General features: G+C 31.9%; 23 protein-coding genes and 1 tRNA gene. 12 read left to right on the top strand and 12 right to left on the bottom strand.

The genetic code is table 11. From position 1 onward, the window contains the following. Window positions 1-194 precede the first annotated feature (194 nt). On the top strand, window positions 195-713 hold the full coding sequence (locus LOS89_RS01460) for a hypothetical protein (protein ID WP_231835957.1): 519 nt from the start codon (window positions 195-197) through the stop codon (window positions 711-713). 55 nt (window positions 714-768) lie between these two features. Further along, window positions 769-1,134: a hypothetical protein gene (locus LOS89_RS01455; protein ID WP_231835956.1), complete on the top strand. Its 366-nt coding sequence runs from the start codon at window positions 769-771 to the stop codon at window positions 1,132-1,134. Between the two features lie 464 nt (window positions 1,135-1,598). On the opposite strand, the gene LOS89_RS01450 is transcribed toward LOS89_RS01455, so the two are convergent. Beyond that, window positions 1,599-1,671: transfer RNA gene (locus LOS89_RS01450), tRNA-Phe, on the bottom strand. 122 nt (window positions 1,672-1,793) lie between these two features. Between LOS89_RS01450 and LOS89_RS01445 the strand changes: the two genes are divergently transcribed. The 7 genes from LOS89_RS01445 (at window position 1,794) to LOS89_RS01415 (ending at window position 9,390) form a co-directional block, all read left to right on the top strand. Then, window positions 1,794-2,525 carry a type III pantothenate kinase gene (locus tag LOS89_RS01445; protein WP_231835955.1) on the top strand — a complete coding sequence of 244 codons (732 nt, stop codon included), beginning with the start codon at window positions 1,794-1,796 and terminating at the stop codon, window positions 2,523-2,525. Continuing rightward, window positions 2,522-3,778 (top strand): BamG family beta-barrel-assembly machinery protein, encoded by a 1,257-nt coding sequence (gene bamG, locus LOS89_RS01440; RefSeq protein WP_231835954.1) that lies wholly within the window; start codon window positions 2,522-2,524, stop codon window positions 3,776-3,778. The genes LOS89_RS01445 and bamG overlap by 4 nt, the downstream gene beginning before the upstream one ends. A gap of 21 nt (window positions 3,779-3,799) precedes the next feature. After that, a complete protein-coding gene (locus LOS89_RS01435; RefSeq protein ID WP_231835953.1) occupies window positions 3,800-5,161 on the top strand; it encodes a tetratricopeptide repeat protein in 1,362 nt (453 codons plus the stop codon). A gap of 1 nt (window position 5,162) precedes the next feature. Then, window positions 5,163-5,720, top strand: a complete 558-nt coding sequence (gene lptC / locus LOS89_RS01430) for an LPS export ABC transporter periplasmic protein LptC (protein WP_231835952.1) — start codon at window positions 5,163-5,165, stop codon at window positions 5,718-5,720. Window positions 5,721-5,771: 51 nt separating this feature from the next. Next, window positions 5,772-5,963 (top strand): hypothetical protein, encoded by a 192-nt coding sequence (locus tag LOS89_RS01425; RefSeq protein WP_231835951.1) that lies wholly within the window; start codon window positions 5,772-5,774, stop codon window positions 5,961-5,963. A gap of 4 nt (window positions 5,964-5,967) precedes the next feature. Continuing rightward, window positions 5,968-7,233, top strand: coding sequence for a hemolysin family protein (locus tag LOS89_RS01420; RefSeq protein WP_231835950.1), 1,266 nt, complete (start codon window positions 5,968-5,970; stop codon window positions 7,231-7,233). A gap of 99 nt (window positions 7,234-7,332) precedes the next feature. Continuing rightward, window positions 7,333-9,390, top strand: a complete 2,058-nt coding sequence (locus LOS89_RS01415; protein WP_231835949.1) for a peptidylprolyl isomerase — start codon at window positions 7,333-7,335, stop codon at window positions 9,388-9,390. Between the two features lie 51 nt (window positions 9,391-9,441). Here the strand turns inward: LOS89_RS01415 and LOS89_RS01410 are convergent, their stop codons facing one another. The 4 genes from LOS89_RS01410 to lepA form a co-directional block, all read right to left on the bottom strand. After that, a complete protein-coding gene (locus LOS89_RS01410; protein WP_231835948.1) occupies window positions 9,442-9,879 on the bottom strand; it encodes a LexA family protein in 438 nt (145 codons plus the stop codon). Continuing rightward, window positions 9,870-11,135 carry a Y-family DNA polymerase gene (locus LOS89_RS01405; RefSeq protein ID WP_231835947.1) on the bottom strand — a complete coding sequence of 422 codons (1,266 nt, stop codon included), beginning with the start codon at window positions 11,133-11,135 and terminating at the stop codon, window positions 9,870-9,872. Before LOS89_RS01405 ends, LOS89_RS01410 begins: the two co-directional genes overlap by 10 nt. A gap of 60 nt (window positions 11,136-11,195) precedes the next feature. Next, window positions 11,196-15,455 (bottom strand): T9SS type B sorting domain-containing protein, encoded by a 4,260-nt coding sequence (locus LOS89_RS01400; RefSeq protein ID WP_231835946.1) that lies wholly within the window; start codon window positions 15,453-15,455, stop codon window positions 11,196-11,198. Between the two features lie 126 nt (window positions 15,456-15,581). Further along, on the bottom strand, window positions 15,582-17,378 hold the full coding sequence (gene lepA / locus LOS89_RS01395) for a translation elongation factor 4 (RefSeq protein WP_231835945.1): 1,797 nt from the start codon (window positions 17,376-17,378) through the stop codon (window positions 15,582-15,584). A gap of 160 nt (window positions 17,379-17,538) precedes the next feature. Between lepA and dusB the strand changes: the two genes are divergently transcribed. Continuing rightward, entirely contained in the window at window positions 17,539-18,534 is a 996-nt protein-coding gene (gene dusB / locus LOS89_RS01390; RefSeq protein ID WP_231835944.1) for a tRNA dihydrouridine synthase DusB, read from the top strand. A 20-nt stretch (window positions 18,535-18,554) separates the two neighbouring features. Beyond that, window positions 18,555-18,869 carry a hypothetical protein gene (locus LOS89_RS01385; RefSeq protein WP_231835943.1) on the top strand — a complete coding sequence of 105 codons (315 nt, stop codon included), beginning with the start codon at window positions 18,555-18,557 and terminating at the stop codon, window positions 18,867-18,869. A gap of 47 nt (window positions 18,870-18,916) precedes the next feature. On the opposite strand, the gene LOS89_RS01380 is transcribed toward LOS89_RS01385, so the two are convergent. The 6 genes from LOS89_RS01380 to LOS89_RS01355 all read right to left on the bottom strand — a co-directional run bounded on the left by LOS89_RS01380 (window position 18,917) and on the right by LOS89_RS01355 (window position 23,790). Further along, window positions 18,917-19,276, bottom strand: coding sequence for a nuclear transport factor 2 family protein (locus LOS89_RS01380; protein ID WP_231835942.1), 360 nt, complete (start codon window positions 19,274-19,276; stop codon window positions 18,917-18,919). Window positions 19,277-19,433: 157 nt separating this feature from the next. Beyond that, on the bottom strand, window positions 19,434-20,330 hold the full coding sequence (locus tag LOS89_RS01375; protein WP_231835941.1) for a pseudouridine synthase: 897 nt from the start codon (window positions 20,328-20,330) through the stop codon (window positions 19,434-19,436). Between the two features lie 28 nt (window positions 20,331-20,358). Next, a complete protein-coding gene (locus tag LOS89_RS01370) occupies window positions 20,359-21,279 on the bottom strand; it encodes a geranylgeranylglycerol-phosphate geranylgeranyltransferase (RefSeq protein WP_231835940.1) in 921 nt (306 codons plus the stop codon). A gap of 88 nt (window positions 21,280-21,367) precedes the next feature. After that, window positions 21,368-22,306, bottom strand: coding sequence for a mevalonate kinase family protein (locus tag LOS89_RS01365; protein ID WP_231835939.1), 939 nt, complete (start codon window positions 22,304-22,306; stop codon window positions 21,368-21,370). Between the two features lie 41 nt (window positions 22,307-22,347). Next, window positions 22,348-22,695, bottom strand: a complete 348-nt coding sequence (locus LOS89_RS01360; RefSeq protein WP_231835938.1) for a four helix bundle protein — start codon at window positions 22,693-22,695, stop codon at window positions 22,348-22,350. Between the two features lie 9 nt (window positions 22,696-22,704). Further along, a complete protein-coding gene (locus tag LOS89_RS01355) occupies window positions 22,705-23,790 on the bottom strand; it encodes a diphosphomevalonate decarboxylase (RefSeq protein WP_231835937.1) in 1,086 nt (361 codons plus the stop codon). Window positions 23,791-23,872: 82 nt separating this feature from the next. Between LOS89_RS01355 and LOS89_RS01350 the strand changes: the two genes are divergently transcribed. Beyond that, window positions 23,873-24,349 (top strand): TspO/MBR family protein, encoded by a 477-nt coding sequence (locus LOS89_RS01350; protein ID WP_231835936.1) that lies wholly within the window; start codon window positions 23,873-23,875, stop codon window positions 24,347-24,349. On the opposite strand, the gene LOS89_RS01345 is transcribed toward LOS89_RS01350, so the two are convergent. Then, window positions 24,350-25,591, bottom strand: a complete 1,242-nt coding sequence (locus tag LOS89_RS01345; protein WP_231835935.1) for a BaiN/RdsA family NAD(P)/FAD-dependent oxidoreductase — start codon at window positions 25,589-25,591, stop codon at window positions 24,350-24,352. Window positions 25,592-25,608: the final 17 nt, after the last annotated feature.

Raw genomic sequence — 25,608 nt, 5'->3', positions numbered from 1 at the left:
TTTTTCCAATAAAAACAAACCAAAACCCAAAAATTGCATTAGTACACTTTTTTAAAATCGTACTATATATTATATGTACGTGCCACCTATTATATAATATTAATAGATATACCTAAATAGGTATAACAATAATGTAGTAGTGGGGTGCTATTTCCTCAAAGGAAATTAGCCCCACATAATAAGAGAATAAAAGAGTGTTAAAAGAGTATTACAACCTAAATGAAATATTGGTAAATCATTTAACTAATTTAGAATTAAGACAACTTAAAAAGAGAGTTAAACAAGTATCACAAACAATAAAAGATATTAACCTAATATCAAAAGTTAAAAACAAATGGAAAATCCACCATTCCATTATTAACCTATTCCAAAGAGAGCGCAAGCGAGGGCAAAAATACCAAACTGAAGTAACCATACATTTAGAAACTGGTTATGATAAAAACTATTACTACCAATTAGCAAAGGATATTTATAACGACAAACCCAATAATAACTTTTGCTTTTCAATCGAAAAAGACATAAACAATAGCGAACACTTACATATAGCAACGCAAAGAACCACCAAACAAATTACCTCATCTATCAAACGAATAGAGAGAAAATATAACGTTACTATACTAAAAAATAAACACACCCACATAGCCCCTATTTATGATTTAGAAGACTATCTAAATTATATCTCAAAGCAAATGCAACCAATAACGTTACATTAATTTATAGTGGTGCTATTTCCTTTTAGGAAATTAGCCACTATTTATTAATAAAAAAATGAATACAACTAAAAAAATGAGAGTTAACGAAATTATTAAAGAATACTATCCAGTATTTGAAACCGAAAAAGAAATAAACATAGATAACGAAGCCGAACTAACGGACTTACTACTACAACTGGAAGAGGGTTACGAAAAAATGGTAGATGAGTATTTGAAAAAATACGATAAGCAACTTAAAAGATTTATACATTTAGAAGCACCGCAAAGCACGAAAGCTAAAACAGACTTACAAGACAAATTTGTAATTGATAATTTGAGAAAAAGTTTATTAGCGCACAAAAAACCATCTAAAGAGTTGATATATAATTACTTATGGGCTTTTAAGCGTAATAATACAGATACTTCACACTATTATGATTAATGTAAATAACTGATTATCAATATTTTATTTTACCTATAAAAAGATATTCTCAAAAAATAGTCTTATATTTTAAATTATTGTCAATAAAATACTTAAAATATTGAATATTTTATTTTGTTTTATGGTGTTATTAAAGTATTTTTGAGATATAAGGTTATAATATGTTAATAAATGGAAATGAAAACAGCTATGTAAATAGCAAACAAGCGATGAGTATTTTAGGATTTAAGAGTATGACTACTCTAATGAAGTACGAGAATGAGGGTAAAATTAATCCAATCCGAATTTTAGGAAGTAATCGAAAGCGATATAAGGTTAAGGATTTAGAAAAAATTTTAAGAGGTAACTAATAAAAAGGTTACCTCTTTTTTATTGAGGTTGCATTTTATTCGTTATCTTTTTCGTTACCTAAACAAAAAACCCTTGCTAATCTGTTGATTTACAAGGGTTTATGAATTAAAAGGTGGTACCTCCAGGAATCGAACCAGGGACACATGGATTTTCAGTCCATTGCTCTACCAACTGAGCTAAGGTACCATTACAATTTAGAGCATTACTGCTTGTTGATTGCGGGTGCAAATATAGAACGATTTTTATATTTTCCAAAACAAATAATAAAAAAAATCAATTTGTATATTTGTCTCCACAAAAACTAAATCATGCTTTTAACAATTGATGTTGGTAATTCAAGAATTAAAGTTGCTGTATTTGAACACAATAAGCAATTGGACTTTTTTATTTTTGAAACTAAAGAGGCTTTAAAAAAATTTGAAAATATTTTTAAAAAATATTCAAATATTGAAAAAATCACACTTTCATCGGTTGGTAAACTCGAAGAAAATGTTTTGAATTACATTAAAAATAGTTTCCCAACAGAAATTATTAGTCATAAATCAGCTTTTCCATTTATAAATCTTTATAGCACTCCTGAAACTTTAGGTATCGACAGAATGGTATTAGCAGCTGGAGCAACATTAATGTATCCAAATCAAAACAGACTAATAATAGATGCAGGAACATGCATTACCTATGACTTTGTTAATTCTAAAAACGAATATTTAGGTGGCGCTATTTCTCCTGGAATAAAAATTAGATATAAAAGCCTAAACGATTACACTTCAAAACTCCCATTATTAGAATTAGACGAAACCAATTATCTAATTGGAGACAGTACAAAAAATGCAATTCATAGTGGCGTTGTGAATGGCGTAATCTTTGAAATCGAGGGGTTTATTTCCCAATATTCTCTTAAAAATCAAGATTTAACAATAATTTTAACAGGTGGAGACGCCATTTTTTTGGCTAAAAGATTAAAAAGCACCATATTTGCCAATTCAAATTTCTTACTGGAAAGTTTGAACCTATTATCACTATACACACATCAAAAATGATTAAAAAACTTATAGTACTTGCTAGTATCTTTTTATCCATAACTTCTTGGGCACAAGATAACACAGCTTCTCCTTATTCCTATTATGGTCTTGGCGAAGTAAAATTTAGAGGAACGCAAGACTCAAGATCCATGGGTGGATTATCTATTGTAGGAGATAGTATTCAACTTAGTCTTATGAATCCAGCTTCTTACTCAAAATTAAAACTTACAACATTTGCCGTTGGTGGTACAAATACTTCAACAACTTTTAAAACTGAAGCCGAAAAAGAAAAGGCTCAAAGAACAAGTTTTGATTATCTAGCGGTTGGATTACCTTTAGGGAAGTTTGGTATGTCATTTGGTTTAATGCCATACTCAGCAGTTGGGTATAGAAATGAAAATTCTGAAGTTGTAACTGGAGAAACAAGAGATTATAAAAAACAAGGAAATGGATATATAAACAAAGTTTTTGTTGGAGGTTCCTATGCTTTCAATTCAAATTTAAGCCTTGGTCTTGATTTTTCTTATCATTTCGGAGACTTTACTAACGACTTTACGGAAACTGTAACAGCACCAGACTATACGCAATATATTTCAAGAGAAAGAAACATAGCTAAAATGACAGGTGTTTCATTAAATTTCGGATTATTATATAACCGAAAAATAAGCTCAAAACTTACTTTTCATTCTAGTTTAACATATAGTCCAGAAAGCAAATTAACTACAGAAAATTCAAGAAATATTGCAACTGTATTTTACACAAGCAACGGTGCAGAATTTGCAAATGATAACGAAGACATTGACGTTCCTAATAAAGACTTAATAATTCCAAGTAAATTAAGCTTTGGATTTGGATTAGGCGAAAACAGAAAATGGTTATTAGGTACTGAAATTACATTTACACAAAACAAAAACCTTGTAAATCGATTTGAAGATTTTACAAATTTATCTTACGAAAATTCAACAAGATTTGCATTAGGAGGATACTATGTTCCTAAATACGATTCTTTTACAAGTTATTTTGAAAGAATTGTTTACAGAGCAGGTTTCAAATACGAAAACACTGGTTTAGTTCTAAAAAATGAAAGCATTAATGATTATGGCATGAATTTTGGACTAGGACTACCACTAGGTTTCTCTAGAGTAGATTTAGGTTTTGAATTTGGAAAAAGAGGAACTACAGCAAACGGCTTAATCGAAGAAAATTATTTCAATCTTAGTATAGGATTGAATCTTGGAGCAAAGTGGTTTGAAAAACGAAAAATAGATTAATAATAATTTACAAGCAGAAAAATGAAAACGAAATTAACTTTATTATTGGTAGCTGCTGCTAGCTTTTTTGTTCAAGCCCAAAACACAGAGGCTTGCACTGAGACTTTAAGCTTAATGTCAACTTCAGTAAAAGCGAAAGATGTTACTAGTTACGATTATTTAACAACACTTAGAAAAGACTGCCCTTCTTTTCACAAGAGTATTTATACTTTAGGAGAATTTGCTGTTAAATTAAAAATTGAAAAAGCAACAACTCCTCAAGACAAGGAAAAATATGTTCGTGATTTGTTAAAATTATACGACGAACACGATAAATATTTCCCAGATAATGGTGCTGGAAATAAAATGAAAAAAGGGTTGGCATTATTTGACAACAAAGTTGGAACTACTGATGAAGTTTTCCAATTATTAGACAATGCTTTCAAAACTGATTACGCAAACTTTAAATATGCTAAAGCTATGTACGTTTACTTTGAAATCTTAGTAAACAAACACAAAGCAAATCAAGGCGTAGAATTACAACAAGTTTTTGATAAATACGACGATTTAGCTAATAAATTAGACGAAGAAGAAGAAGAACTTACAAATGAGAAAGATGCTTTAATTAGCAAAGAAGATTCTGGCGTTGCTCTTTCTGATAGAGAAGTAAAAAGAAAAGCAAGATTAGAAGAAAACTTAGAAATTTTCTCAGGTGTTAGAAATGATATGGGAAATATTATTCTTGAACTTTCTACATGTGCTAAGTTAATTCCTTTCTATCAAAAAAGCTTTGAAGCCAACAAAACTAACGAAGAGTGGTTAAAAAGAGCTGCTAACCGTTTAGAAGCTAAAGAATGTGATACAGATCCATTATTCTCTAAAATTTCAGAAGCACTTTACAAATTAAACCCAAGTGCTGATGCAGCTGAAAAATTAGGAGTTGTTGAATATCAAAGAAAAAACATAACAAAAGCTATGGATTATTTTAATCAAGCAGCTGAGTTATACAAAGACAACACTAAAAAAGCTAATGTTTATTACAAAATGGCTAGTATTTACAGCAAATCAAATAAAGTTCAATCTCGTAACTATGCAAGAAAAGCTTTAGCTGTTAAACCATCTTACGGAAAAGCATATTTATTAATTGCTTCTCTTTATGGATCAAGCATCAACGATTGTGGTAACGATCAGTTTGAAAAAAGAGCAATGTATTGGTTAGCTGCACAATATTGTGATAAAGCTGCTGCTGTAGATTCTTCTTTAAGATCTCAAGCAAGTAGTAATGCAGCTAAATATAGAGCTGCTGCTCCTTCTAAAACAGAAATTTTCCAATCAGGAAAAGCTGGTCAAAGAATCGCTTTCAACTGTTGGGTTGGAGAAAGTATAGCTGTTCCAAGTTTATAAAATGAAGATATTCATTAAAAATAATATTCTAAACATGGTCACGATTTTTATCGTGACTATGTTTTTTTCATGTGAAAGCGACATCAAAAAAGTACAACAACTAAGTGAAACTAGTTTTATTCCTACTGGTGAAGCCGACACATTAAATTTAAAATACACCGATTCTGGCAGAATCAAATCGATATTAAAAAGCCCTAAAATGCTTGATTATAGTAATATCGTAAATCCATTTACCGAATTCCCTAAAGGAATTCATGTAACCCTTTTTGACGATAAAGGAAACACTACAACCATTGTGGCTAATTATGCCGTTTCTTATAAAAAAACCGATATTATCGACTTACAAGGTAATGTTACTATTAGTTCCCAAAATGGAAAAAAACTAGAAACGTCGCAATTGTATTTTGACCAAAAAAACGAATGGTTTTTTACAGAAAAACATTTTAAATACTCAGATGAAGCTGGTGGTTATCTTGAAGGCCCTGGTGTAGATTTTAGTAAAGATTTTAAAATCTTTAACATGCAAAAAAGTAGTGGAGAAGTAAACACCACTGAATAAATAATTGTTTTACATTTCCCTTTTTATTACATTTGATAAAATTATTTCACAATGACTTATTTAAAATTCATCCAATATATCTATTTGATTTTCGCAGGTTTCTTCGTTTATGATGCTTTTAAAAAGTATCAAGAAGGAAGACCTTTCAATGATATTTTATTAAGTTTAATTATAGCTCTTGTGGCTGTAGGTATGTTCTTTTTCAGAAGACATTTTCAAAACAAATACCAAAACAGAAAATAAATAAATGGATATAGCCATTATAGTAATTTGCCTATTACTTTCTGCTTTTTTTTCCGGAATGGAAATCGCTTATGTATCATCAAACAAAGTATACTTATCGATAGAAAAAAGGCAAAACAACTTTAATGCTTCTATTTTAAACAAACTAACCGAAAAACCTTCTCAGTTTATAACCGCAATGCTCGTTGGTAACAATGTAGTATTAGTTGTTTATGGTTTTTATTCCGGAGATTTAATTATTGATTTTTTCAACAACTACCTTCATCTTTCCGCATTTGTTGGATTGTTACTTCAAACTTTAATCTCTACTGCAATTATTTTGTTAACGGCTGAATTTTTACCAAAAGTATTTTTTCAAATTTATGCCAATTCATTTATCAAATTTTTTGCAGTACCAAGCTATTTCTTTTATCAATTATTCTTTTGGCCAACAAAATTTATTATTTGGATTTCGGACATCATCCTTCGAAAATTCTTTAAAACACCTGGAGACCAAGTACAAGAATATTTTAGTAAAGTTGAATTAGGCAACTATATTACTGAACAAATGAGCAATGTATCAGATGAAAACGAAATAGATTCAGAAATTCAAATTTTTCAAAATGCTTTAGAATTTTCGGATTTAAAAGCTAGAGATATCATGACACCAAGAACCGAAATTAGTGGTGTTGATATTTTAGATTCAGTTTCTGAATTAAAAGACACTTTCGTTAAAACAGGCTATTCTAAATTGCTTATTTATCAGAATTCGATTGATGACATTTTAGGTTATGTTCACTCTTTTGAACTTTTCAAAAAACCAAAAACTATTAAAAGCGTAATGATTCCAGTTGAATACATTCCTGAAACTATTTTCATAAAAGATGCGTTGGATTTATTAACCAAAAAAAGAAAAAGTATCGCAGTTGTATTAGACGAATATGGTGGAACTTCTGGTATTATTACAGTAGAAGATATTATCGAACAACTTTTCGGAGAAATTGAAGACGAACATGATTTAGACGAAGAATTAATCGATGAAATCTTAGAAGAAAATGTTTATTTGTTTTCTGCTCGATTAGAAGTAGAATTCTTAAATGAAAAATATAATTTACAGATTCCCGAATCAGATTCATATACAACTTTAGGCGGTTTTATTGTAAATCATACTAAAGAAATACCTACGAATGAAGAAAAAATTATCATTGAAAATTTCGAAATAATCATTCATTCCGCAAGTAATAAAAAAATTGAATTAGTTCGTTTTTCTGTAAAAGAAGAAAAAAGATAAAAATCTTTAAAAAATTCAAGTAAAATATAACTTTACTATTTTATTATTAAATAGATAATTGTATTTTCGCCCTCTGAAAAAAATTAAACACGAATAAAAATGGCAGTTTTATCTAAAATTAGACAACGTTCATTCTTCTTAATCATTATCATTGCTTTAGCATTGTTTTCATTTGTACTTGCAGATGTAATTCAAAGTGGAACTTTTGGAGCAGGAGCAAATGATGTAGGTTCTGTAAACGGAACAGACATTGAAGCACAACAATTTATGCAAAATGTTGCAATGATTGAAAAGCAAGGACAAGGTACTAGTTCAACTCAAGCTTTAAATAGTGCTTGGGATCAAGAAGTTAGAAGAATTATCCTTACAGAAGAGTTTGAAAAATTAGGTTTAAAAATTGGTAGCGAGCAATTAATTAACGTTATCAAACAAAATCCTAACTTAGCTCAAAATCCTCAATTTTTGAATGCTGCTGGTCAGTTTGACGAAAACAAATTCAAAGAGTCTTTAAAAGGAATCAAAAACGCTCCAGACCAAACACAATGGTTACAATGGAAAGAATTTGAGAAAAACATTGAAAGATATGCCCTTGAGCAAATGTATAACACAATGATTAAATCTGGTGTTTATACAACTAAAGCTGAAGGTAAATATTTATACAAGTTAGAAAATGATAAAGCTGATTTTGACTATGTAACTGTAGCTTTCTCAACTGTTGCTGATGATCAAGTAAAAGTTTCAGATGCTGAAATCATCGACTTCATGAAAAAATCTCCTAAAAAATACAAATCAGATAACACAACTAGTGTCGATTTTGTTTTAGTAGAAAACAAACCATCTAAAGAAGATGAGCAAGCTATGCTATCTTCTATTGGCGATGTAAAAGTAAAATTTGATTCTGTTGCTAATGTTGGTGAGTTTGTAAATGCAAATTCAGATATCAAATTTGATTCTACATACGTAACTAAAAAAGATTTACCTATCGACTATCAAGAAGAGTTGTTCAACTTGCCAGTTGGTGGTGTTTATGGTCCTTATGTTTTCAATGGTCACCAATGTATTTCAAGAATGGTTGCTAAAAAAGGAAACGCAAGTGCAAAAGCTAGTCACATTTTATTAGCTTACAAAGGAGCTCCTCAATCAACTGCTACAAGAACTAAAGAAGAAGCTCAAGCATTAGCTAACGATTTATTAGCTCAAGCTAAAGCTAATCCTGGAAATTTTGCAATGTTAGCAATGACAAATTCTGACGATCCAGGTTCTAAAAATAATGGTGGTGAGTATGACAACATTACTCCAGGACAAATGGTTCCTCAGTTTAATGATTTCGTATTCAACAATGCAGTTGGAACTATTGGAGTTGTAGAAACAGATTATGGTTTCCACGTTATTAAAGTAATGGATAAATACAACGCTGTTTTATTAGGGACTGTTGCTCAAAAAATCCAACCATCTGAAGCTACAATCGATGCTATTTATACAAAAGCAAGTCAATTAGAGGCTGATGCTAATGAAAATGCTGATTTTGCTGCTTTAGCTAAAAAAGCTGGATTAGAAGTTATTCCTGCAACAAACTTAAAAGGTTCTGACGAGTATGTTCAAGGTGTAGGTTCTCAAAGAGAAATTGTAAGATGGTCATTCAATAAAGATACAGAAATTGGAGATGTAAGACGTTTTGAAGTTCCTCAAGGTTTTGTTATTGCAAAATTAAAAGACAGAAACGAAAGCGGTTTATTACCAATCGATATTGCTAAACAATCTGTTGAACCAATCATCAAAAATCAGAAAAAAGCTGAAATCATTAAGAAAAAAATGAGCGGAGCTTCATTAGAAGAAGCTGCTAAAAAATCTGGAGCTACAGTACAAACTGCTACTGGAGTTTCATTAAAAGCACCAGTTGTTCCAAATATCGGAAACGAGCCAAAAGTTGTTGGTAAAGCATTTGGTTTAGCTGCGGGTAAAACTTCTGAAATCATTGAAGGAAATACAGGAATGTTTATGGTTAGAGCTAAAGCTGTAACTAAAGCCCCTGAAGTTCCAAGTTATGAGACTTATATTACTCAAGATAGATCTCAAAACAGATCTTACGCGGTTTCTATGAGTTATATAGCTTTAAAAGAGAAAGCAGAAATTAAAGACAATAGAGCTAACTTCTAATATCAATAATATATAGATAAAAAAGAGGCTGATTAAAATCAGCCTCTTTTTTTATTTCATTTTCTTAATTACATAAGTTACAATTCCCCAAATTATCAATTCATTCTCCTCTTCTACTTTAATTGGTTTGTATTGTGAATTTTCAGGCATTAAATACAATTCTTCGCCATCTTTCTTAATGCGTTTTACAGTAAACTCCCCATCAATCAAACAAACTGAAATAGCATTATTATGAGGTTCCAAACTTCTATCAATTACCATAATGTCGCCATCATCTATTCCTGCTTCTATCATTGAATTTCCGCTTGCTTTTGCATAAAAAGTAGCTTCTCTATTCTTAATCAACAAATGATCTAAACTCAGTTTTAACTCTTCAAAATCTGCTGCCGGAGAAGGAAAACCAGCCTTTATTTCACCTGAAACAAAAGGAACCATTATCGGGTTATCCGAATCTGGAACAAAGAAGGTAATTTTAGATTTCACTGACATTTCACTTCTATTAATTCGTTAAAATTTGTGGTATAACGTTTCGACAAATGATTTTGTTTCATTTTCCAAGTACGCTTTAAATCTTGACTAGCCAATCGGATTTTACGCTCCCCTACTTTCTCGTGATAAGCATCCATAACTTCCATTAATTTTTGGAATTTTGGATTTTCATCATCAAACAAATGGAATTGCTTCTGATTCGCTGGAATTATATCAGTTACAATTACACCTGCCTTTTTATAAACCGCACCTTCCTCATATAATTCTTTAAGCATCTTAATTGCCAATCCACTTATTGAAAAAGCAGTATTACTAGGAAACGACAATGTTTGCAAACGATAAAAACTATATTTTTCGCCATTAGCACGAAACCTATCTTTACTTAAATACAAAATAACACCGTAGCAACATGAATTTTGCTTTCGCAATTTTTCTGAACAAACACTAGCAAATGTAACTACGCGTTCTTTTAGTTCATCAAAATCACTAATATCCTTTTCAAAACTTCGAGTAACTGCAATATTCTTCTTTGCTTTTGGCTCTTCCATTTCCAAAACAGATTTACCTTCTAATTCGTATTTCAAACGCATTCCCACAACTCCCATTTCTTTTCTAATATACCATTCATTCTTTGGCAAAGTAAAATCGTAAGCAGTTATAATACCTTTGGCATGCATTTTCTTGGTTAAGCGATAGCCAATTCCCCAAACATCACCAATTTTAGTCCATTTAAGAGCTTTTATACGTTTTTCATCGGTATCAATAACATAGACACCTTGAGTACGCTCAGGGAACTTCTTAGCAATATGATTGGCCATTTTAGACAAAGCTTTCGAAGGTGCAAATCCAATTCCCGTTGGAATACTCAACCATTTTAAAATTCGCTTACGTATTTGCAAACCATATTCATGATAATCTGGTATGGTTTGTCCAGTAAAATTTAGGAAAGCTTCATCAATACTATACACCTCAACATTTGGTGTAAAATGCGCTAAAGTTGCCATTACACGATGACTTAAATCACCATACAAAGCATAATTCGATGAAAAAACATGTATGTCGTGTTGCTTAATCTCATCACGGACTTTAAACTCGGGAGCTCCCATAGGAACACCAAGTGCTTTAGCTTCATTACTACGCGAAATTACACAACCATCATTGTTAGATAAAACCACAACAGGTTTACCATTCAAATGAGGTTGAAAAACACGTTCGCACGAAACGTAAAAATTATTACAATCAACTAAAGCATACATAATGTAAAGTTACTTCAACTTTTACAAAAAGAAAATTGGTCAATTGTTAATGTTAATAAGTTATCTTTTTAAAGAAAAATGCGCTTTAAATATTCGCTTAGCAGTCGCGTTTTGTGGTAAGTATTCAACTGTAAACCAATAATCGGTTGATGGTAATTTCTCTCCATTATAAGTACCATCCCAACCTGAGCTAGTGGGCGACATTTGTTTTAGAAATTTACCGTAACGATCAAAAATATTAATCACAGCATCAGGCTGATGACTTAAATCCCAAATATTCCAATTATCATTAACACCATCATCATTTGGTGTAAAATAATTTGGATAATTAATAATATAAATTGGACCAACAATAGTTGGCGAACAATTTCCTAAAATATCATAAATATTCACATAGTATTCTCCTGTAGGCAAATTAGTAAATACATTACTTGATTGATATCCAGATAAACTACCACCTGGGTAAACTAATTGATAGAGATAATCACCAAAACCACCAGTTAAATTAACCGTTATAAAAGTGTTATTTTCAAAAGGAGTACTTACAGTAAAATCAGCAACGGCCGGTCCAGATTGAACAATAGTCACGGTAGTAGTATTGTAATTACAATTTGCTCCAACATCAGGAATAAGTTTTATAAATTCAACCGTATAAACACCAGCTAATGAAGCTTCATAGCTTGGACCAGTTCCCATCAAAGTTCCATTCAAATACCAATTCACCGTAAAAAAGGCAGGATTCAAGCCTGAATTCATAGTAAATGTTCTTAAGGGTTCATTTGTTTCAGAATCCACACAAATAATTCCTCCTTGAATTGTAATATCAAGTAGTGGATGAACTGTGAATGTAAATGAAATTTCATCATTACAGTTTGGATTACCAATAGCCGAAGCATACACAAAATAGGTATACGTCCCAGGTGTTGAAATATTCAAATTCGTAATTAAATCAGCCGCATTTCCACCAGATTGTGAATAATAACCAATATTATAAGTTGTTGTTGGTAGCGTTGGCAACACATAAGTTCCACATTCCTCATTGTCAAACACCAATCCTAAAGCGGCTAAGTTGGGTGTTTCTGAAACTACAATATCAAAACTATCTTCTTGTGTACAAATAATTCGGTCTCCATTTACTGCATAAACATAAATTGTTGTAGTAGTATTTGGAACATTAAAAACAGTTCCGTTTGGCAAAGGGTTTACTCCATTTGGATCATAAAAATAGCCAATAGTGTAATCAAAAGGTGTTGGAGCTACATGTGTTAATGCAGGCAATTGATAGTTTTCATACTCACAAACATTCACATTTTGATAATCTGGCAAGTTGATTCCATTATAAGTTACTGTAAATGGACGATTAATTTCACACCCTGTTGTAGTATCAATATTATACAAATAGAAAGTTTGAGTTGAATCAAAAGATTGTGTTGAAGAAACTACAGAACCTCCACCCGCAGGACCACCTGGAGCTGTATAAATTGTACCGTTGGTTGGTGCAGGAATAGTGTAAGGCAAACATTCTGTTCTACTGAAAACATTATCTGTTGGAGGGAATGGATTCAAATTAATTGTAAAACTTGACTCATTTTCGCAATTATTAGCATCTAAACCGTTATAAATATAATATGTTCCTGGTGCTAAATTTACTCCCGACAAATCAATTCTTTGTCCAGCACTTAAAGGTACTTGCCCTAGAACCGTTGGACCTCCTGGTAAAGTATAATAACTACCATTTGCTAAAACAGGTAAAACAAATTCACCACAATGCGTACCACTCGGAATTGTATCAACTAATGGTAATGGATTAATAGTGATATTATAATTTAAATTAGAAGTACAATTTGGCAAAGTCGTCGTATTTGTAAAATAATAAACAACTTGAGAAGAAGTTATATTCAAATCTGTAATTTGAGTTCCGCCACCATTTGGAGCAGTAAAATAACCTCCAAAAGGAACAGCAGGTAATGTATAAAATCCACAACCAGAAACAGCTGAAAACACAGATGTATCAACTAAATCAATTACAATATCATTAAAGTCTGTACATGTTCCAGGCTGTCCTTGACTATTTGTGTGACCTAGAGAATTAAAAACATAATAAGTACCTGGAAAATTAGGTCCATTAACACTTATTACATCTCCTGGATTTAAAGTTGTTCCACTTCCATCCGAAGAAGTATTATAAACTCCATTAATTAAAGCTGGTAATACATAAGAATCACAAGTGGTAACATCTGCCGGATCATCTACAAGTGGCAACGGGTGAACGTAAAAAACAAATTGCTCATCCCTACACAATATTCCATTTATTTCAGCATAGTAATACAATGTCTCTGTAAAAGTAGCTGCTGTGGTATTAACATATTCCGTTCCTGCAGGCACTACAACTCCAGTTCCAGAAGGACCTCCTGGCTGTGTATAAAAATTACCAATATTTTCTGGAGGCGTTGGCACAATAAAAGTACCACAATGATCTAATTGAGGAGTATATTCATCTATTAAAGTTAAATTAAAACTTGATTCATTTGTACAACCATTTGCATCAGGACCAGCAAAAATATAATAGGTACCACCATCTACTAAAATATCTCCTATATTGTACTGTACTTGCCCTGGAGTAGTTGGACCACCTGGTAAAAGATAATATGTCCCATTGGCAATTGTTGGTAAAGTATATTGACTACATTCAACTGGATCTGGTATATCATCAACAACAGGTAAAGGATTAACAGTAATTGTAACTGAAGTAACATCAAAACAGCTAGGATTTGAATTATCTTGCATTCTTATACCAACAGTAACTGTTGTCGTTCCGTTTGGAATAGACACCGACAACACAGGATTTGTACCTGAAGTTGCTTCACCAACAGAATTGTAATACGTAACCGTATAATTTGCTGGTGATTGCCCATTTAAAACTTCATTTGTAGTAACAGCACCAAAGGTATAACCCGTACTTCCTTGACCTTCACATACAGAAATTGGATTTGGTGGTGTTGCCACAACAGCATTAGTAACAATTAAATCAAAAGAGTAAACAGCATCACAAAAATTACCTGTAACAGTGTTTAGTATTTTTATATAAATTGTTTGTCCTCCAGAACTTGAATAAGAAGATAAATTTCCATTAGGAATTGGATTATTTGCAACAATATCTGCAGGAGATTCATAATATAAAACATCATAAATTGCTGTATCTATTCCTAATGCAGTTTCATCATTACTAGTTAAATTAAAACTATAAGTTCCAGCACCAGTATTACAAGTCAGTAAATCTTGAGGGGTATTCACAGCTAAATCAGTGAACTCAATTGTATCTGTAATCAAACAAGAACCTCTTACGGCTTCCACTGTATAAATTCCAGGATGAGTAACAGTGTAAGAAGAATTAACTTCTCCCGGAATTGGATTACCATTTTCGTACCAAGTATAGGTAAAAGTATTATCTAAGTCGGTTTCCAGAAAAAAAGTATCACCGGTACAAATAATCTGATCTGGTCCTAAATCTAAAGTAGTGGTAAAACTTCCTGCTGATAAAAAGACTGCTGAATCAAATCCTGAATTTGCATAATCACCAATAACCAAACGAATTCTATATGGTGTATTTGGAACAACAACTGAAGAAGCATTCATAACCACTGTTTGCCCTCTCATATTTAATGCAGAAGTAGGATTTCCAACATTATATGTTCCAAAAAAACTTGGATTTATAGAGGCACAACTGTTATTTGGACTTGATGGATCATTGTAAATGCTATTTCTAATTGTAGTTACGGAAACTGGTGTATTTGTTCCTGGAATAACCGCTAAATTAGTAGAAACTCCGGAAGATAAATCGGTTAATACAAAGGCAAAAACATCACTAAATTCACATTGATAAAATCCATATTCATTTGAAGCAAACAAAAAATTAAAGCTAAAACTATTTGAAAGCGGAATAAAATCAAATTCTAAAAACTCTGCATTTACAATTGGACTATTCCCTCCATTATTATCACTTAAATTTTGCAAAAAAGCATCTCCAGTTGGCGTTACCGAACTACTTAAGTTATTGCCTGTATAGGGTCCTTGAGTGTGTGTTGCAATACCGTTTCTAATAATAATTCCTTCTGCTATTGGAAATGAAGAACCATTTTGATTAAAATAAGCAACCGCTTGATTTGAAGAAACCGAAATATTAGAAACTTCAACACAAGAATTTCCAAGCAACAAATCAACTAATTGCGCAGGTGAATTTGAAGTGTTATCAACAGTTATTGCTTGTGAAAACAAAAAACCAGAATAAAAACAAGCAAATATTAACAGTATTTTTTTCATGATCCGTTTGGGGTTAAAATCATTGATATAAAAATAGTAAAAAAAGAAAAACCGAAATTAATCAGAATTAAAAAAGTTTGAATATTAAAAAATATTCAAACTTTTTGTTAATTATTTAATTTTTCTCTAATCGTTTAATTTCAAAACAGCCATAAATGCTTCTTGAGGAATTTCTACGTTTCCAACTTGACGCATACGTTTTTTACCTTTTTTCTGTTTTTCTAAAAGTTTACGTTTACGCGAAATATCTCCTCCGTAACATTTAGCAGTTACATCTTTTCTTAAAGCTTTGATAGTCTCACGAGCAATAACTTTAGCTCCAATTGCTGCTTGAATAGGAATATCAAATTGTTGTCTTGGTATTAATTCTTTTAGTTTTTCGCACATTTTTTTACCAATGTTGTAAGCGTTACTCTCATGAATTAATGCTGAAAGTGCATCTACTGGTTGCGCATTTAATAAAACGTCTAAACGAACTAATTTTGATTCGCGCATTCCTATTGGATGATAATCAAAAGAAGCATAACCCTTAGAAACCGTTTTTAATCTATCATAAAAATCAAATACGATTTCCGCTAATGGCATATCGAAATTCAATTCAACACGTTCTGGTGTTAAATACGTTTGATTTGTTATTAAACCACGTTTTTCGATACACAAACTCATTACGTTTCCAACGAAATCTGATTTTGTAATGATAGTCGCTTTGATATAAGGCTCTTCTACTCTATCTAATTTTGAAGGTTCTGGTAAATCTGACGGATTGTTTACGATTAAAACAGTATCAGGCTCTTTTTTTGTGAACGCATGATACGAAACGTTAGGAACCGTAGTAATTACAGTCATATCAAACTCACGCTCTAAACGTTCTTGGATAATTTCCATGTGTAACATTCCTAAGAATCCACAACGGAAACCAAATCCTAATGCAGCCGAACTTTCCGCTTGGAAAACTAATGACGCATCGTTCAATTGCAATTTTTCCATCGAAGCACGTAAATCTTCGTAATCTTCAGTATCTACAGGATAAATTCCAGCGAAAACCATTGGTTTTACATCTTCAAATCCTTGAATGGCATTTTGAGTTGGTTCTTTCGCATCGGTAATCGTATCCCCAACTTTTACTTCTTTTGCTTCTTTAATTCCAGAAACCAAATAGCCTACATCTCCAGCAGAAATGACATTTTTAGGCACTTGATTTAATTTCAAAGTTCCTACTTCATCAGCAAAATATTCATTTCCAGTTGCCATGAATTTAATTTTCTGACCTTTTTTCATTTCCCCGTTGACAACACGGAAAATTACTTCAATTCCTCTAAATGGATTGTAGTGCGAATCAAAAATCAAAGCTTGAAGTGGCTCATCTTTATTTCCTTTAGGAGCTGGAATTTTCTCAATAATTGCCGCTAAAATATTTTCTACACCAAAACCTGTTTTTCCAGAAGCGTGAATGATATCTTCTAAATCACATCCTAATAAATCGATAATATCATCACTAACTTCTTCAGGATTAGCACTTGGTAAATCTACCTTATTTAAAACCGGAATAATTTCCAAGTCATTCTCTAAAGCCAAATATAAATTTGAAATGGTTTGTGCCTGAATACTTTGCGCTGCATCAACAATCAACAAAGCACCTTCACAAGCCGCAATCGAACGAGAAACCTCATACGAGAAATCCACGTGACCTGGAGTGTCAATTAAGTTTAAGATATAATCTTCTCCTTTGTATTTGTACTCCATTTGAATGGCGTGACTTTTTATGGTAATCCCACGTTCGCGCTCTAAGTCCATGTTATCTAGCAACTGGGCTTTTTCTTCGCGAGCCGAAACGGTTTGTGTAGCACTCAACAATCTGTCGGCTAACGTACTTTTTCCGTGGTCAATGTGTGCAATTATGCAAAAATTTCTAATGTGTTTCATCTTTGAATGTAAAGTTCAAGTACAAGAGCCATTTTCATCTTCAAAACCCTTGTCGTTTAATCTGCAAATATAAACTAAAGTTTTGGATTTTAAACGTATGAAGACTATGTAAACCAATACGATTTAAAAAATTCATATCTTTGCAAAAAATTGATGCACAATGCCTAAAATTGGTAACATTATACTACCCGATTTTCCTTTATTATTAGCTCCAATGGAAGATGTAAGCGACCCACCATTTCGTCGTTTATGTAAATTGCATGGTGCTGACTTAATGTATTCTGAATTTATCTCATCGGAAGGATTGATTCGTGATGCTATGAAAAGCAAACAAAAACTAGATATTTTTGATTACGAACGCCCTGTTGGTATTCAGATTTTTGGTGGCGATGAAGAAGCAATGGAAATGTCGGCAAAAATTGTAGACACTGTTCAACCTGATTTGGTCGACATCAATTTTGGTTGCCCAGTTAAAAAAGTTGTTTGTAAAGGAGCTGGAGCAGGTGTTTTAAAAGATGTTGATTTGATGATTCGTCTAACAAAAGCAGTTATTAAAGGAACGAGTTTGCCAGTTACCGTAAAAACGCGTTTGGGTTGGGATGAAAATTCAATAAATATTGATGAAGTAGCCGAACGTTTACAAGATATTGGCGTGCAAGCTTTAACCATTCATGCAAGAACACGTGCGCAAATGTATAAAGGGCATTCAGATTGGTCGCACATTCAACGCGTGAAGGAAAATCCTAGAATTACAATGCCTATTTTTGGAAATGGTGATATTGATTCTCCTGAAAAAGCATTGGAATACAAAAACAAATACGGTTTAGATGGTATGATGATTGGTCGTGCTGCGATTGGTTATCCTTGGATTTTTAATGAAATTAAACATTATTTTGCTACAGGAGAAAAATTAGCTCCGCCAAGCATGAGAGACCGAATTGAAGCCGCAAGAAATCACTTAATTTGGAGTGTTGAATGGAAAGGCGAACGTTTAGGAATCAACGAAATGCGTCGTCATTACACCAATTATTTCAAAGGCATTCACGGTTTTAAAGAATACAAACAAAAATTGGTTACCACAGATGGAATCAATCAATTGTTAGATGTGTTTACTGAGATTGAGCAGGTTTATGCGGATTATGTTTTTGAGGGGTAACTAAATGTAAGTAAACAAAAATGAAAAATATCATTGATTATCTTACAATTAAATCTACAATTAATGAGTTAGCAAAAACTGAAAATATTGCTTTAGTAGATAAATTACTCGACATTTTGAATAACAACAAAATTGCTAAACCTGAAAAGCACAATAGAGAGGAAGACATAGAAACCAATCATTACAATATAGATTTATCAAAAAATCAATTAAACGATATAATTGATTTACTAATAGACTTAGAAGTTGAAAGTCTAACAATAGATGGAAAATCTACTCCACAAACAAGTCATTTCGCGTCTTTAGTTGATAAATGGTCATCTATAAAAGTTTAACATTATGTGATTTCTCCTTACGTCGAAATGACAAAAAAAGAATATCATTACCCATGATAAACCCTAGAAAACACAATTTTCCCATCTTTAATTTCTAAAACTTCGGCTACTAACATATCTGCTTCACCTGCTACTTGACGTGTGTATTCCATGAAAACTCGGTCGGTGTTGGCGGTTAACGAAGTTACTTTGTAATGTAACGTTGGTAATCTATCAAAAGCGTCTTGCCACCAAACGCGCATAGCTTCTTTTCCGATTATTAAACCATTGGTTTCGGGTTGACGAATTTTTAATTTCGGACTGAAATGTTGGGCTTCTTCGTCGTATAATTCTAATAATTTTTCTAAGTTTTTTGTATTGAAAGCATCGAACCATCGAATGGCGATTTGTTGTAGTTGATTTGGCATAGATTATTTTATTTTTTATTTGAAACACATAGGCATATAGGTTCCATAGTTTTAAAAAAAGTCGTTTCACTGCGCATAGAAAACATAGCGTTGTGAAAAATTCATAAAAAAAGACACATAAAATAATCTATGTGCCTATGTGTTTCAAAAAATACGTTTAAGCATTTTTAAGGTTGATGATTTCTTGCTCTGTTAAGAATCTCCAATCGCCTCTAGGTAAATTTTTCTTAGTTAAACCTGCGAATGTTACGCGGTCTACTTTTAAAACATCATATTTTAAATGTTCGAAAATTCTACGAACGATTTTTACGTTTGAAGTTTTCATTTTTAAACCGATTTCACTTTTCGGTTCATTTTCAATGTATGAAATTTCCTCAACGTAAACACGGTGTTCATCAATAGTTAATCCTTTTTGGATACGCTCTAAATCTTCAAACTTCAAATTTTTATCTAATGTTACTTGATACACTTTAGATGAACGTTGATTTGGCGCCGTGAATTTTTGAATGATTTCGTTATCATTAGTAAACAACAACAAACCGGTTGTGGTTTTGTCCATTCTTCCTACAGGTTGTAATTTGGCTTTAGTTGCATTTCGAACTAAGTCCAAAACATTAGCTGAGCCTTGCGAATCGTCTCCTGCTGTAGAGAAGTTTTTAGGTTTATTCAACAAGATATATTCTTTCTTTTCTGGTGTAATATTCACACCGTCGAACTGAACTGAATCGGTTAATTTTACTTTGTAACCCATTTCGGTAATTACCACACCATTTACCTTTACATTCCCACTTTGAATGTAAATATCCGCATCTCTACGGCTACACATTCCCGAATTAGAAATATAACGATTTAGACGAATTTCATCTGGATTAGATGGTTTTTTTGGAGATTTTGGCCCTTTAGCTGCAGCTGGTTTCGTTGCGTCAGGTTTTGATGCAAATTTAGATGGTGATTTACGAATTGGCGCATTACCTCTTGAATTACTATCTTTCTTGTACCCTCCTTGTCTTCCTGAACCCGGACGACTTTTATCGCTATCTTGATGACGTGACATATTCTAAACAATTTTTGCAAAGATATAACTAATATGTTGAAATCAATTTTTTGCCATGAATTAAAACAGAAGGTTCTATTAAAACTATACAAAAAACTCCTGAAACAATAATAAATTTCAATAAAAAATGAAGTTTTAAATAATCGGTTTTTGATGAAGATTTCCACAATAACAATGTAAAAAACAGCAAACCAATTAAACTTAGATAGAAGTAAATATCCATGTAACCTACATCATAAACTTCAATCAAAAAATAAACTGGAATTAAAGTTGAAATTGTTAAAACCGTCATTATTGTTTTTGCCATTTTTTCACCAAAAACTACCGGAATAGTTTTATAATCGGCAACCAAATCACCTTCAATATTTTCCAAATCTTTGATTAATTCGCGAATTAAAATCAACGACAACAAGAAAATCGCATGCGCAAAAATAACATTGTAAAAATTCTTGTAATACATTAAAATTCCAAAGAATGGTAATACTGCTAAAACTGCCGCCGTGATGTTTCCTATTAAAAACATTTTCTTCAACTTATGCGAATAAAACCAAATTAGAAAAATGTAAGTTGAAAAAAACAAAACCGCTCGCCAAGAAATAAAAAACATCAAAAAAGCGACCACGAAATTAATTCCAAAATAAACTTTTAATTTCGTTTCCTGACTCACCAAACGGTCTATCATGGCTTTTTTTGGACGATTAATTAAATCCTTTTTAGCATCGTAAAAATTATTGATAATATAACCCGAAGCAATTGTAAGTGTAGAAGCTAAAACGATTAGAAACAAACGCCAATCTAAAATAATATCTAAAGCTCTTTTTTCGGGAGCCAAGATGAATATAGCAGAAAGATATTGTGCTAATGCCACGACCCAAATATTATAACCTCTAATCACAGAAAAGAAGCTGAAGATTTTTGTAAGGACTAATTTGGATTTGCGTGTAAGCATTTCTTTAATGGTTTTAGGTTATGGGTGATTGGTAATTGGTATGAAAATATAAAACCCCATTACCTATTACCAATAACCTATTACCTATCTAAAAATTATAAACTACTTCCAATTTATAGTCTTTTAGTGATTCTTTCGCTTTATCTAAATCTTGCGTAAATCCTAAAATATAACCGCCACCGCCAGAACCACATAATTTTAAATAGTAATCGTTTGTGTCGATTCCTTTTTGCCAAACTTGATGGAATTGTTCAGGAATCATTGGTTTAAAGTTATTTAAAACCACTTTTGATAATTGCTTGGTATTTTCAAGTAACGATTTTACGTCGCCATGTAAGAAGTTTTCCACACAAGCATCTGTATATTTTATGAATTGTGATTTTAACATCGTACGGAAACCATTGTCTTTTAAGTTTTCCATAAAAATAGAAACCATTGGAGCTGTTTCACCTACGATTCCAGAATCAATTAAAAAAACAGCACCTTTTCCTTGTGTACTTTGCGTTGGAATTCCAGTTGGTTCAATGTTATCTTTCGAATTGATTAAAATTGGAATACTCAAATAACTGTTCAACGGATCTAAACCAGAACTTTTTCCGTGGAAAAACGATTCCATTTGAGAGAAAATCGTTTTTAATTGCAATAATTTTTCACGCGTTAAATTTTCTAAAACCGTGATTTTATCATTGGCATATTTATCGTAAATCGCTGCTACTAAAGCACCACTACTTCCTACTCCATATCCTTGCGGAATACTAGAATCAAAATACATTCCACTAGTAACATCTTGCTTTAAAGCACCTAAATTAAAAGTTACTAATTCAGGTTGATTTACTTGTAATTGCTCCAAATAATCAACGAATTTTTTTAAACTTTCATTAGATTTAATAGCGCTTTCAGATGTATTTCCATCATTTTTCAAAGCACCATTATAGAAATTATAAGGAATTGAAAGTCCTTTCGAATCTTGGATAATTCCATACTCTCCGAAAAGTAATATTTTTGAATAAAAAAGTGGTCCTTTCATAGTTTTTAATTGACAATTAATAATGAATAATTGATAATTATTTATTTTTTTGAAGTATTGATTATACTTGTAAGTAATTTCAATATCTCTATATTTTTATTTTTTACATTAAGAAACTCTTCTTCTGACAGATAATTTGTTTCATACAACAAATCTAACCAATATTCCGTTTCATTTGCTTCTTTAAGCGAAATTGACAATTTATGAACAAAGTCAGCTTTACTTTGAGCATGCTCAGATTCTCTAACATTAGCTCCAATTGAAGTTCCTGAACGTAATAATTGTTTTGATAAAACAAATTCTTTTTTATCTGCTAAAACCTCATAAAGGTACACAATTTCTTTAGCGAATTCAAAAGATTTTTCTTTTATAACATTTTTCTTCTCCATTATCAATTGTTAATTATCAATTATCAATTGACTTCCATTACCAATTTGGTCGCAAATATACTGACCATTTTGACAATAGCCAACTAATTCATATTGAATAAATTGCAACACATTTTCTTTTACATTTTCAGGATACAAAACATGCACATTTGCACCCGCATCTAATGTAAAACAAACCGGTATTTTAGTCTCGTTTCTGAACTTCCAAATTTTATTAATAATCTCCAATGTATTAGGTTTCATTAAAATAAAATACGGCATTGAAGTCATCATCATAGCATGCAAAGTTAAAGCTTCACTTTCTACAACTTTAATAAACTTTTCAATATTTCCAGAAGTTAAAATGGCTTTTATATTTGACAAATTTTCATGCGCTTGAGCAAATCTTCTTTCTGCATAAGGATGATTGTGCATTAAATCGTGTCCAACCGTACTCGAAACTTGTTTTTCACCTTTATCTACTAATAAAATCGTGTCTTGATAGTTTTTAAAGTTAGAATGCATTTCCGAAAATTCAGCTCCAAATAAATCCGAACTTTCACTAATTTCGGCATGATTACCCCAAACCACCACTTCTCCTTTGACACTTCTACAAGCGCTACCACTACCTAATCTTGCTAAAAAAGAAGCTTTTGAGTAGAAATAATCATCTGAAATAGTTGAATTGATTGCTTTTTCTAAACTCATAATATTCATTGCTAAAGCCGCCATTCCAGATGCAGATGAGGCAATACCTGAACTATGAGGAAAGGTGTTTTGTGTGTCGATTTTAAAATGATATTCTTTTAAAAACGGACAATATTTTTCAATTCTTTCGAAGAATTTTTGAATTTTTGGCTTGAAATCTTCTTTTGGTTGACCTTCAAAAAGTAAATCGAATGAAAAACTAGTGTTTTCCGATTTTTTGACTACTTCTAATTTTGTGATTGTTTTACAATTGTTTAATGTAAAACTGATTGAAGGGTTTGCAGGAATTTGATTTTCTTTTTTTCCCCAATATTTTACTAATGCAATATTGCTAGGCGCACTCCACTCGAAACTTGCCGATTCAATGGAATTATAGGATGTTGCTATAAAATCTTTTTCAGTAAGCATAGCTTAAAATTTTGACAAAAATACCGATTTTGATTGATTTGTTCCCTTGATATTTCGTTAATTTGCCTATAAAATTGAAAATATGAGCAAATATCTTAAAATAGTATATTGTGTTGCCATTTGTTTGGCCGTAGGTTACTTGTCAAGCAACGTAACGCAATCAAGCATAACCACTTGGTATCCATTAATTAAAAAGCCAATTTTCAATCCTCCAAATTCAGTTTTTGCACCAGTTTGGACAATCCTTTTCATCCTGATGGGAATAGCAGCTGGAATGGTTTGGAACAAATTAGAAAGCAACAAAGAATTGGTTAAAAAAGGTTTGTTGTTTTTTACCATTCAATTACTTTTAAACGCTTTATGGTCGTATTTGTTTTTTGGATTAAACAATATCCTATTAGCCTTAATCGAAATTATTTTGCTTTGGTTAGTTATTTATGAAACATATTATATTTTCAAGCAAATTGATAAAAGAGCTGGGTATTTATTAATTCCATACTTAGCATGGGTTGGATTTGCTACAATTTTAACGGGAAGTATTTATTGGTTGAACCGATAATTAATTTGCTTCAGAAATAGAATTTGCTACAATAAAACCACCTGTCCAAGCATTTTGAAAGTTGAATCCGCCGGTAATGGCATCGATATTTAAAATTTCTCCTGCAAAATACAGGTTTGGTAAAATTTTACTTTCCATTGTTTTGAAGTTCACTTCTTTCAAGTCGATTCCGCCAGCAGTTACGAATTCTTCTTTAAACGTACTTTTTCCGTTTACTTGAAATTCGGCATTGGTTAGTTGTTCAACTAAAGCATTCAATTGCTTTTTGTTGACATCAGCCCATTTGGTTTCATCTGAAATTCCTGAGGCTTTTACTGAAATTCCTGAGGCTTTTACCAGGTTTTCCCAAAGTCGCTTTGGCAAATCGAATTGGGCATATTTCGCAACTAATTTTTTAGAATTTTCTTCCTTAATTTCTTTCAACAAATCGATAGCTTCTTCAAAAGAAACTTCGTTTAACCAATTGACTTGGATTGCAAACTGATATTTTTTAACCGCTAATTCTCGAGCTCCCCATGCCGAAAGGCGTAAAATTCCAGGTCCACTCATTCCCCAATGAGTAATTAACAAAGGTCCAGATGCTTGCAATTTCGATTTCTTCACTTTTACCGAAGCCAAAGCCGAAAGTCCCATCAAATCTTTGATTCGAGAATCTTTAATATTAAATGTAAATAGCGATGGAACAGGTTGAATAATAGAATGCCCAAGATTTTGTAGCAGTTCCCACATTTTCGGATTACTACCGGTTGCCACTATCACTTTTTGACAACTAAAAACCTCTTGATTTGTAGATATTTTCCAATAATCACCTCCTTGATACAATTCCTGAACACTATGACTCGTTAAAACATCGATTTTAAGTTTTTGAGACGCTTTTAAAAAACAATCAATTATTGTTTGAGACGAATTAGAAACGGGAAACATTCTACCATCATCTTCAATTTTTAGTTCAACTCCATGTTTCTCAAACCATTCAATCGTATCGCCAGAACAAAATTGATGAAACGGACCTTTTAATTCCTTTTCGCCTCTTGGATAAAATTTCACTAAATCATTCGGCACAAAACACGCATGTGTCACATTACAACGACCACCACCAGAAATACGTACTTTTTCTAAAACGCTTTTTCCTCGTTCTAAAATAGCTACTTTCAGTTTTAAATTTTTCTCTACAATATTAATTGCAGTGAAAAATCCAGCTGCGCCTCCGCCAATGATGATAATATCGTATTTTGAGTTCAAATGATTTATTTTTTGCA

Origin of the sequence: Flavobacterium channae (assembly GCF_021172165.1) — a bacterium.
GTDB lineage: Bacteria > Bacteroidota > Bacteroidia > Flavobacteriales > Flavobacteriaceae > Flavobacterium > Flavobacterium channae.
The sequence above is the reverse complement of the archived record's forward strand: the minus strand, read 5'-3'. Positions and strand labels throughout refer to the sequence as shown.

What these genes read in the sequence shown, in the direction of transcription:
- LOS89_RS01455 (WP_231835956.1), top strand. Translation starts at nt 769, where the DNA reads ATGAATACAACTAAAAAAATGAGAGTTAACGAAATTATTAAAGAATAC.
- LOS89_RS01445 (WP_231835955.1), top strand. Translation starts at nt 1,794, where the DNA reads ATGCTTTTAACAATTGATGTTGGTAATTCAAGAATTAAAGTTGCTGTA.
- bamG (WP_231835954.1), top strand. Translation starts at nt 2,522, where the DNA reads ATGATTAAAAAACTTATAGTACTTGCTAGTATCTTTTTATCCATAACT.
- LOS89_RS01435 (WP_231835953.1), top strand. Translation starts at nt 3,800, where the DNA reads ATGAAAACGAAATTAACTTTATTATTGGTAGCTGCTGCTAGCTTTTTT.
- lptC (WP_231835952.1), top strand. Translation starts at nt 5,163, where the DNA reads ATGAAGATATTCATTAAAAATAATATTCTAAACATGGTCACGATTTTT.
- LOS89_RS01425 (WP_231835951.1), top strand. Translation starts at nt 5,772, where the DNA reads ATGACTTATTTAAAATTCATCCAATATATCTATTTGATTTTCGCAGGT.
- LOS89_RS01420 (WP_231835950.1), top strand. Translation starts at nt 5,968, where the DNA reads ATGGATATAGCCATTATAGTAATTTGCCTATTACTTTCTGCTTTTTTT.
- LOS89_RS01415 (WP_231835949.1), top strand. Translation starts at nt 7,333, where the DNA reads ATGGCAGTTTTATCTAAAATTAGACAACGTTCATTCTTCTTAATCATT.
- LOS89_RS01410 (WP_231835948.1), bottom strand. Translation starts at nt 9,879, where the DNA reads ATGTCAGTGAAATCTAAAATTACCTTCTTTGTTCCAGATTCGGATAAC.
- LOS89_RS01405 (WP_231835947.1), bottom strand. Translation starts at nt 11,135, where the DNA reads ATGTATGCTTTAGTTGATTGTAATAATTTTTACGTTTCGTGCGAACGT.
- LOS89_RS01400 (WP_231835946.1), bottom strand. Translation starts at nt 15,455, where the DNA reads ATGAAAAAAATACTGTTAATATTTGCTTGTTTTTATTCTGGTTTTTTG.
- lepA (WP_231835945.1), bottom strand. Translation starts at nt 17,378, where the DNA reads ATGAAACACATTAGAAATTTTTGCATAATTGCACACATTGACCACGGA.
- dusB (WP_231835944.1), top strand. Translation starts at nt 17,539, where the DNA reads ATGCCTAAAATTGGTAACATTATACTACCCGATTTTCCTTTATTATTA.
- LOS89_RS01385 (WP_231835943.1), top strand. Translation starts at nt 18,555, where the DNA reads ATGAAAAATATCATTGATTATCTTACAATTAAATCTACAATTAATGAG.
- LOS89_RS01380 (WP_231835942.1), bottom strand. Translation starts at nt 19,276, where the DNA reads ATGCCAAATCAACTACAACAAATCGCCATTCGATGGTTCGATGCTTTC.
- LOS89_RS01375 (WP_231835941.1), bottom strand. Translation starts at nt 20,330, where the DNA reads ATGTCACGTCATCAAGATAGCGATAAAAGTCGTCCGGGTTCAGGAAGA.
- LOS89_RS01370 (WP_231835940.1), bottom strand. Translation starts at nt 21,279, where the DNA reads ATGCTTACACGCAAATCCAAATTAGTCCTTACAAAAATCTTCAGCTTC.
- LOS89_RS01365 (WP_231835939.1), bottom strand. Translation starts at nt 22,306, where the DNA reads ATGAAAGGACCACTTTTTTATTCAAAAATATTACTTTTCGGAGAGTAT.
- LOS89_RS01360 (WP_231835938.1), bottom strand. Translation starts at nt 22,695, where the DNA reads ATGGAGAAGAAAAATGTTATAAAAGAAAAATCTTTTGAATTCGCTAAA.
- LOS89_RS01355 (WP_231835937.1), bottom strand. Translation starts at nt 23,790, where the DNA reads ATGCTTACTGAAAAAGATTTTATAGCAACATCCTATAATTCCATTGAA.
- LOS89_RS01350 (WP_231835936.1), top strand. Translation starts at nt 23,873, where the DNA reads ATGAGCAAATATCTTAAAATAGTATATTGTGTTGCCATTTGTTTGGCC.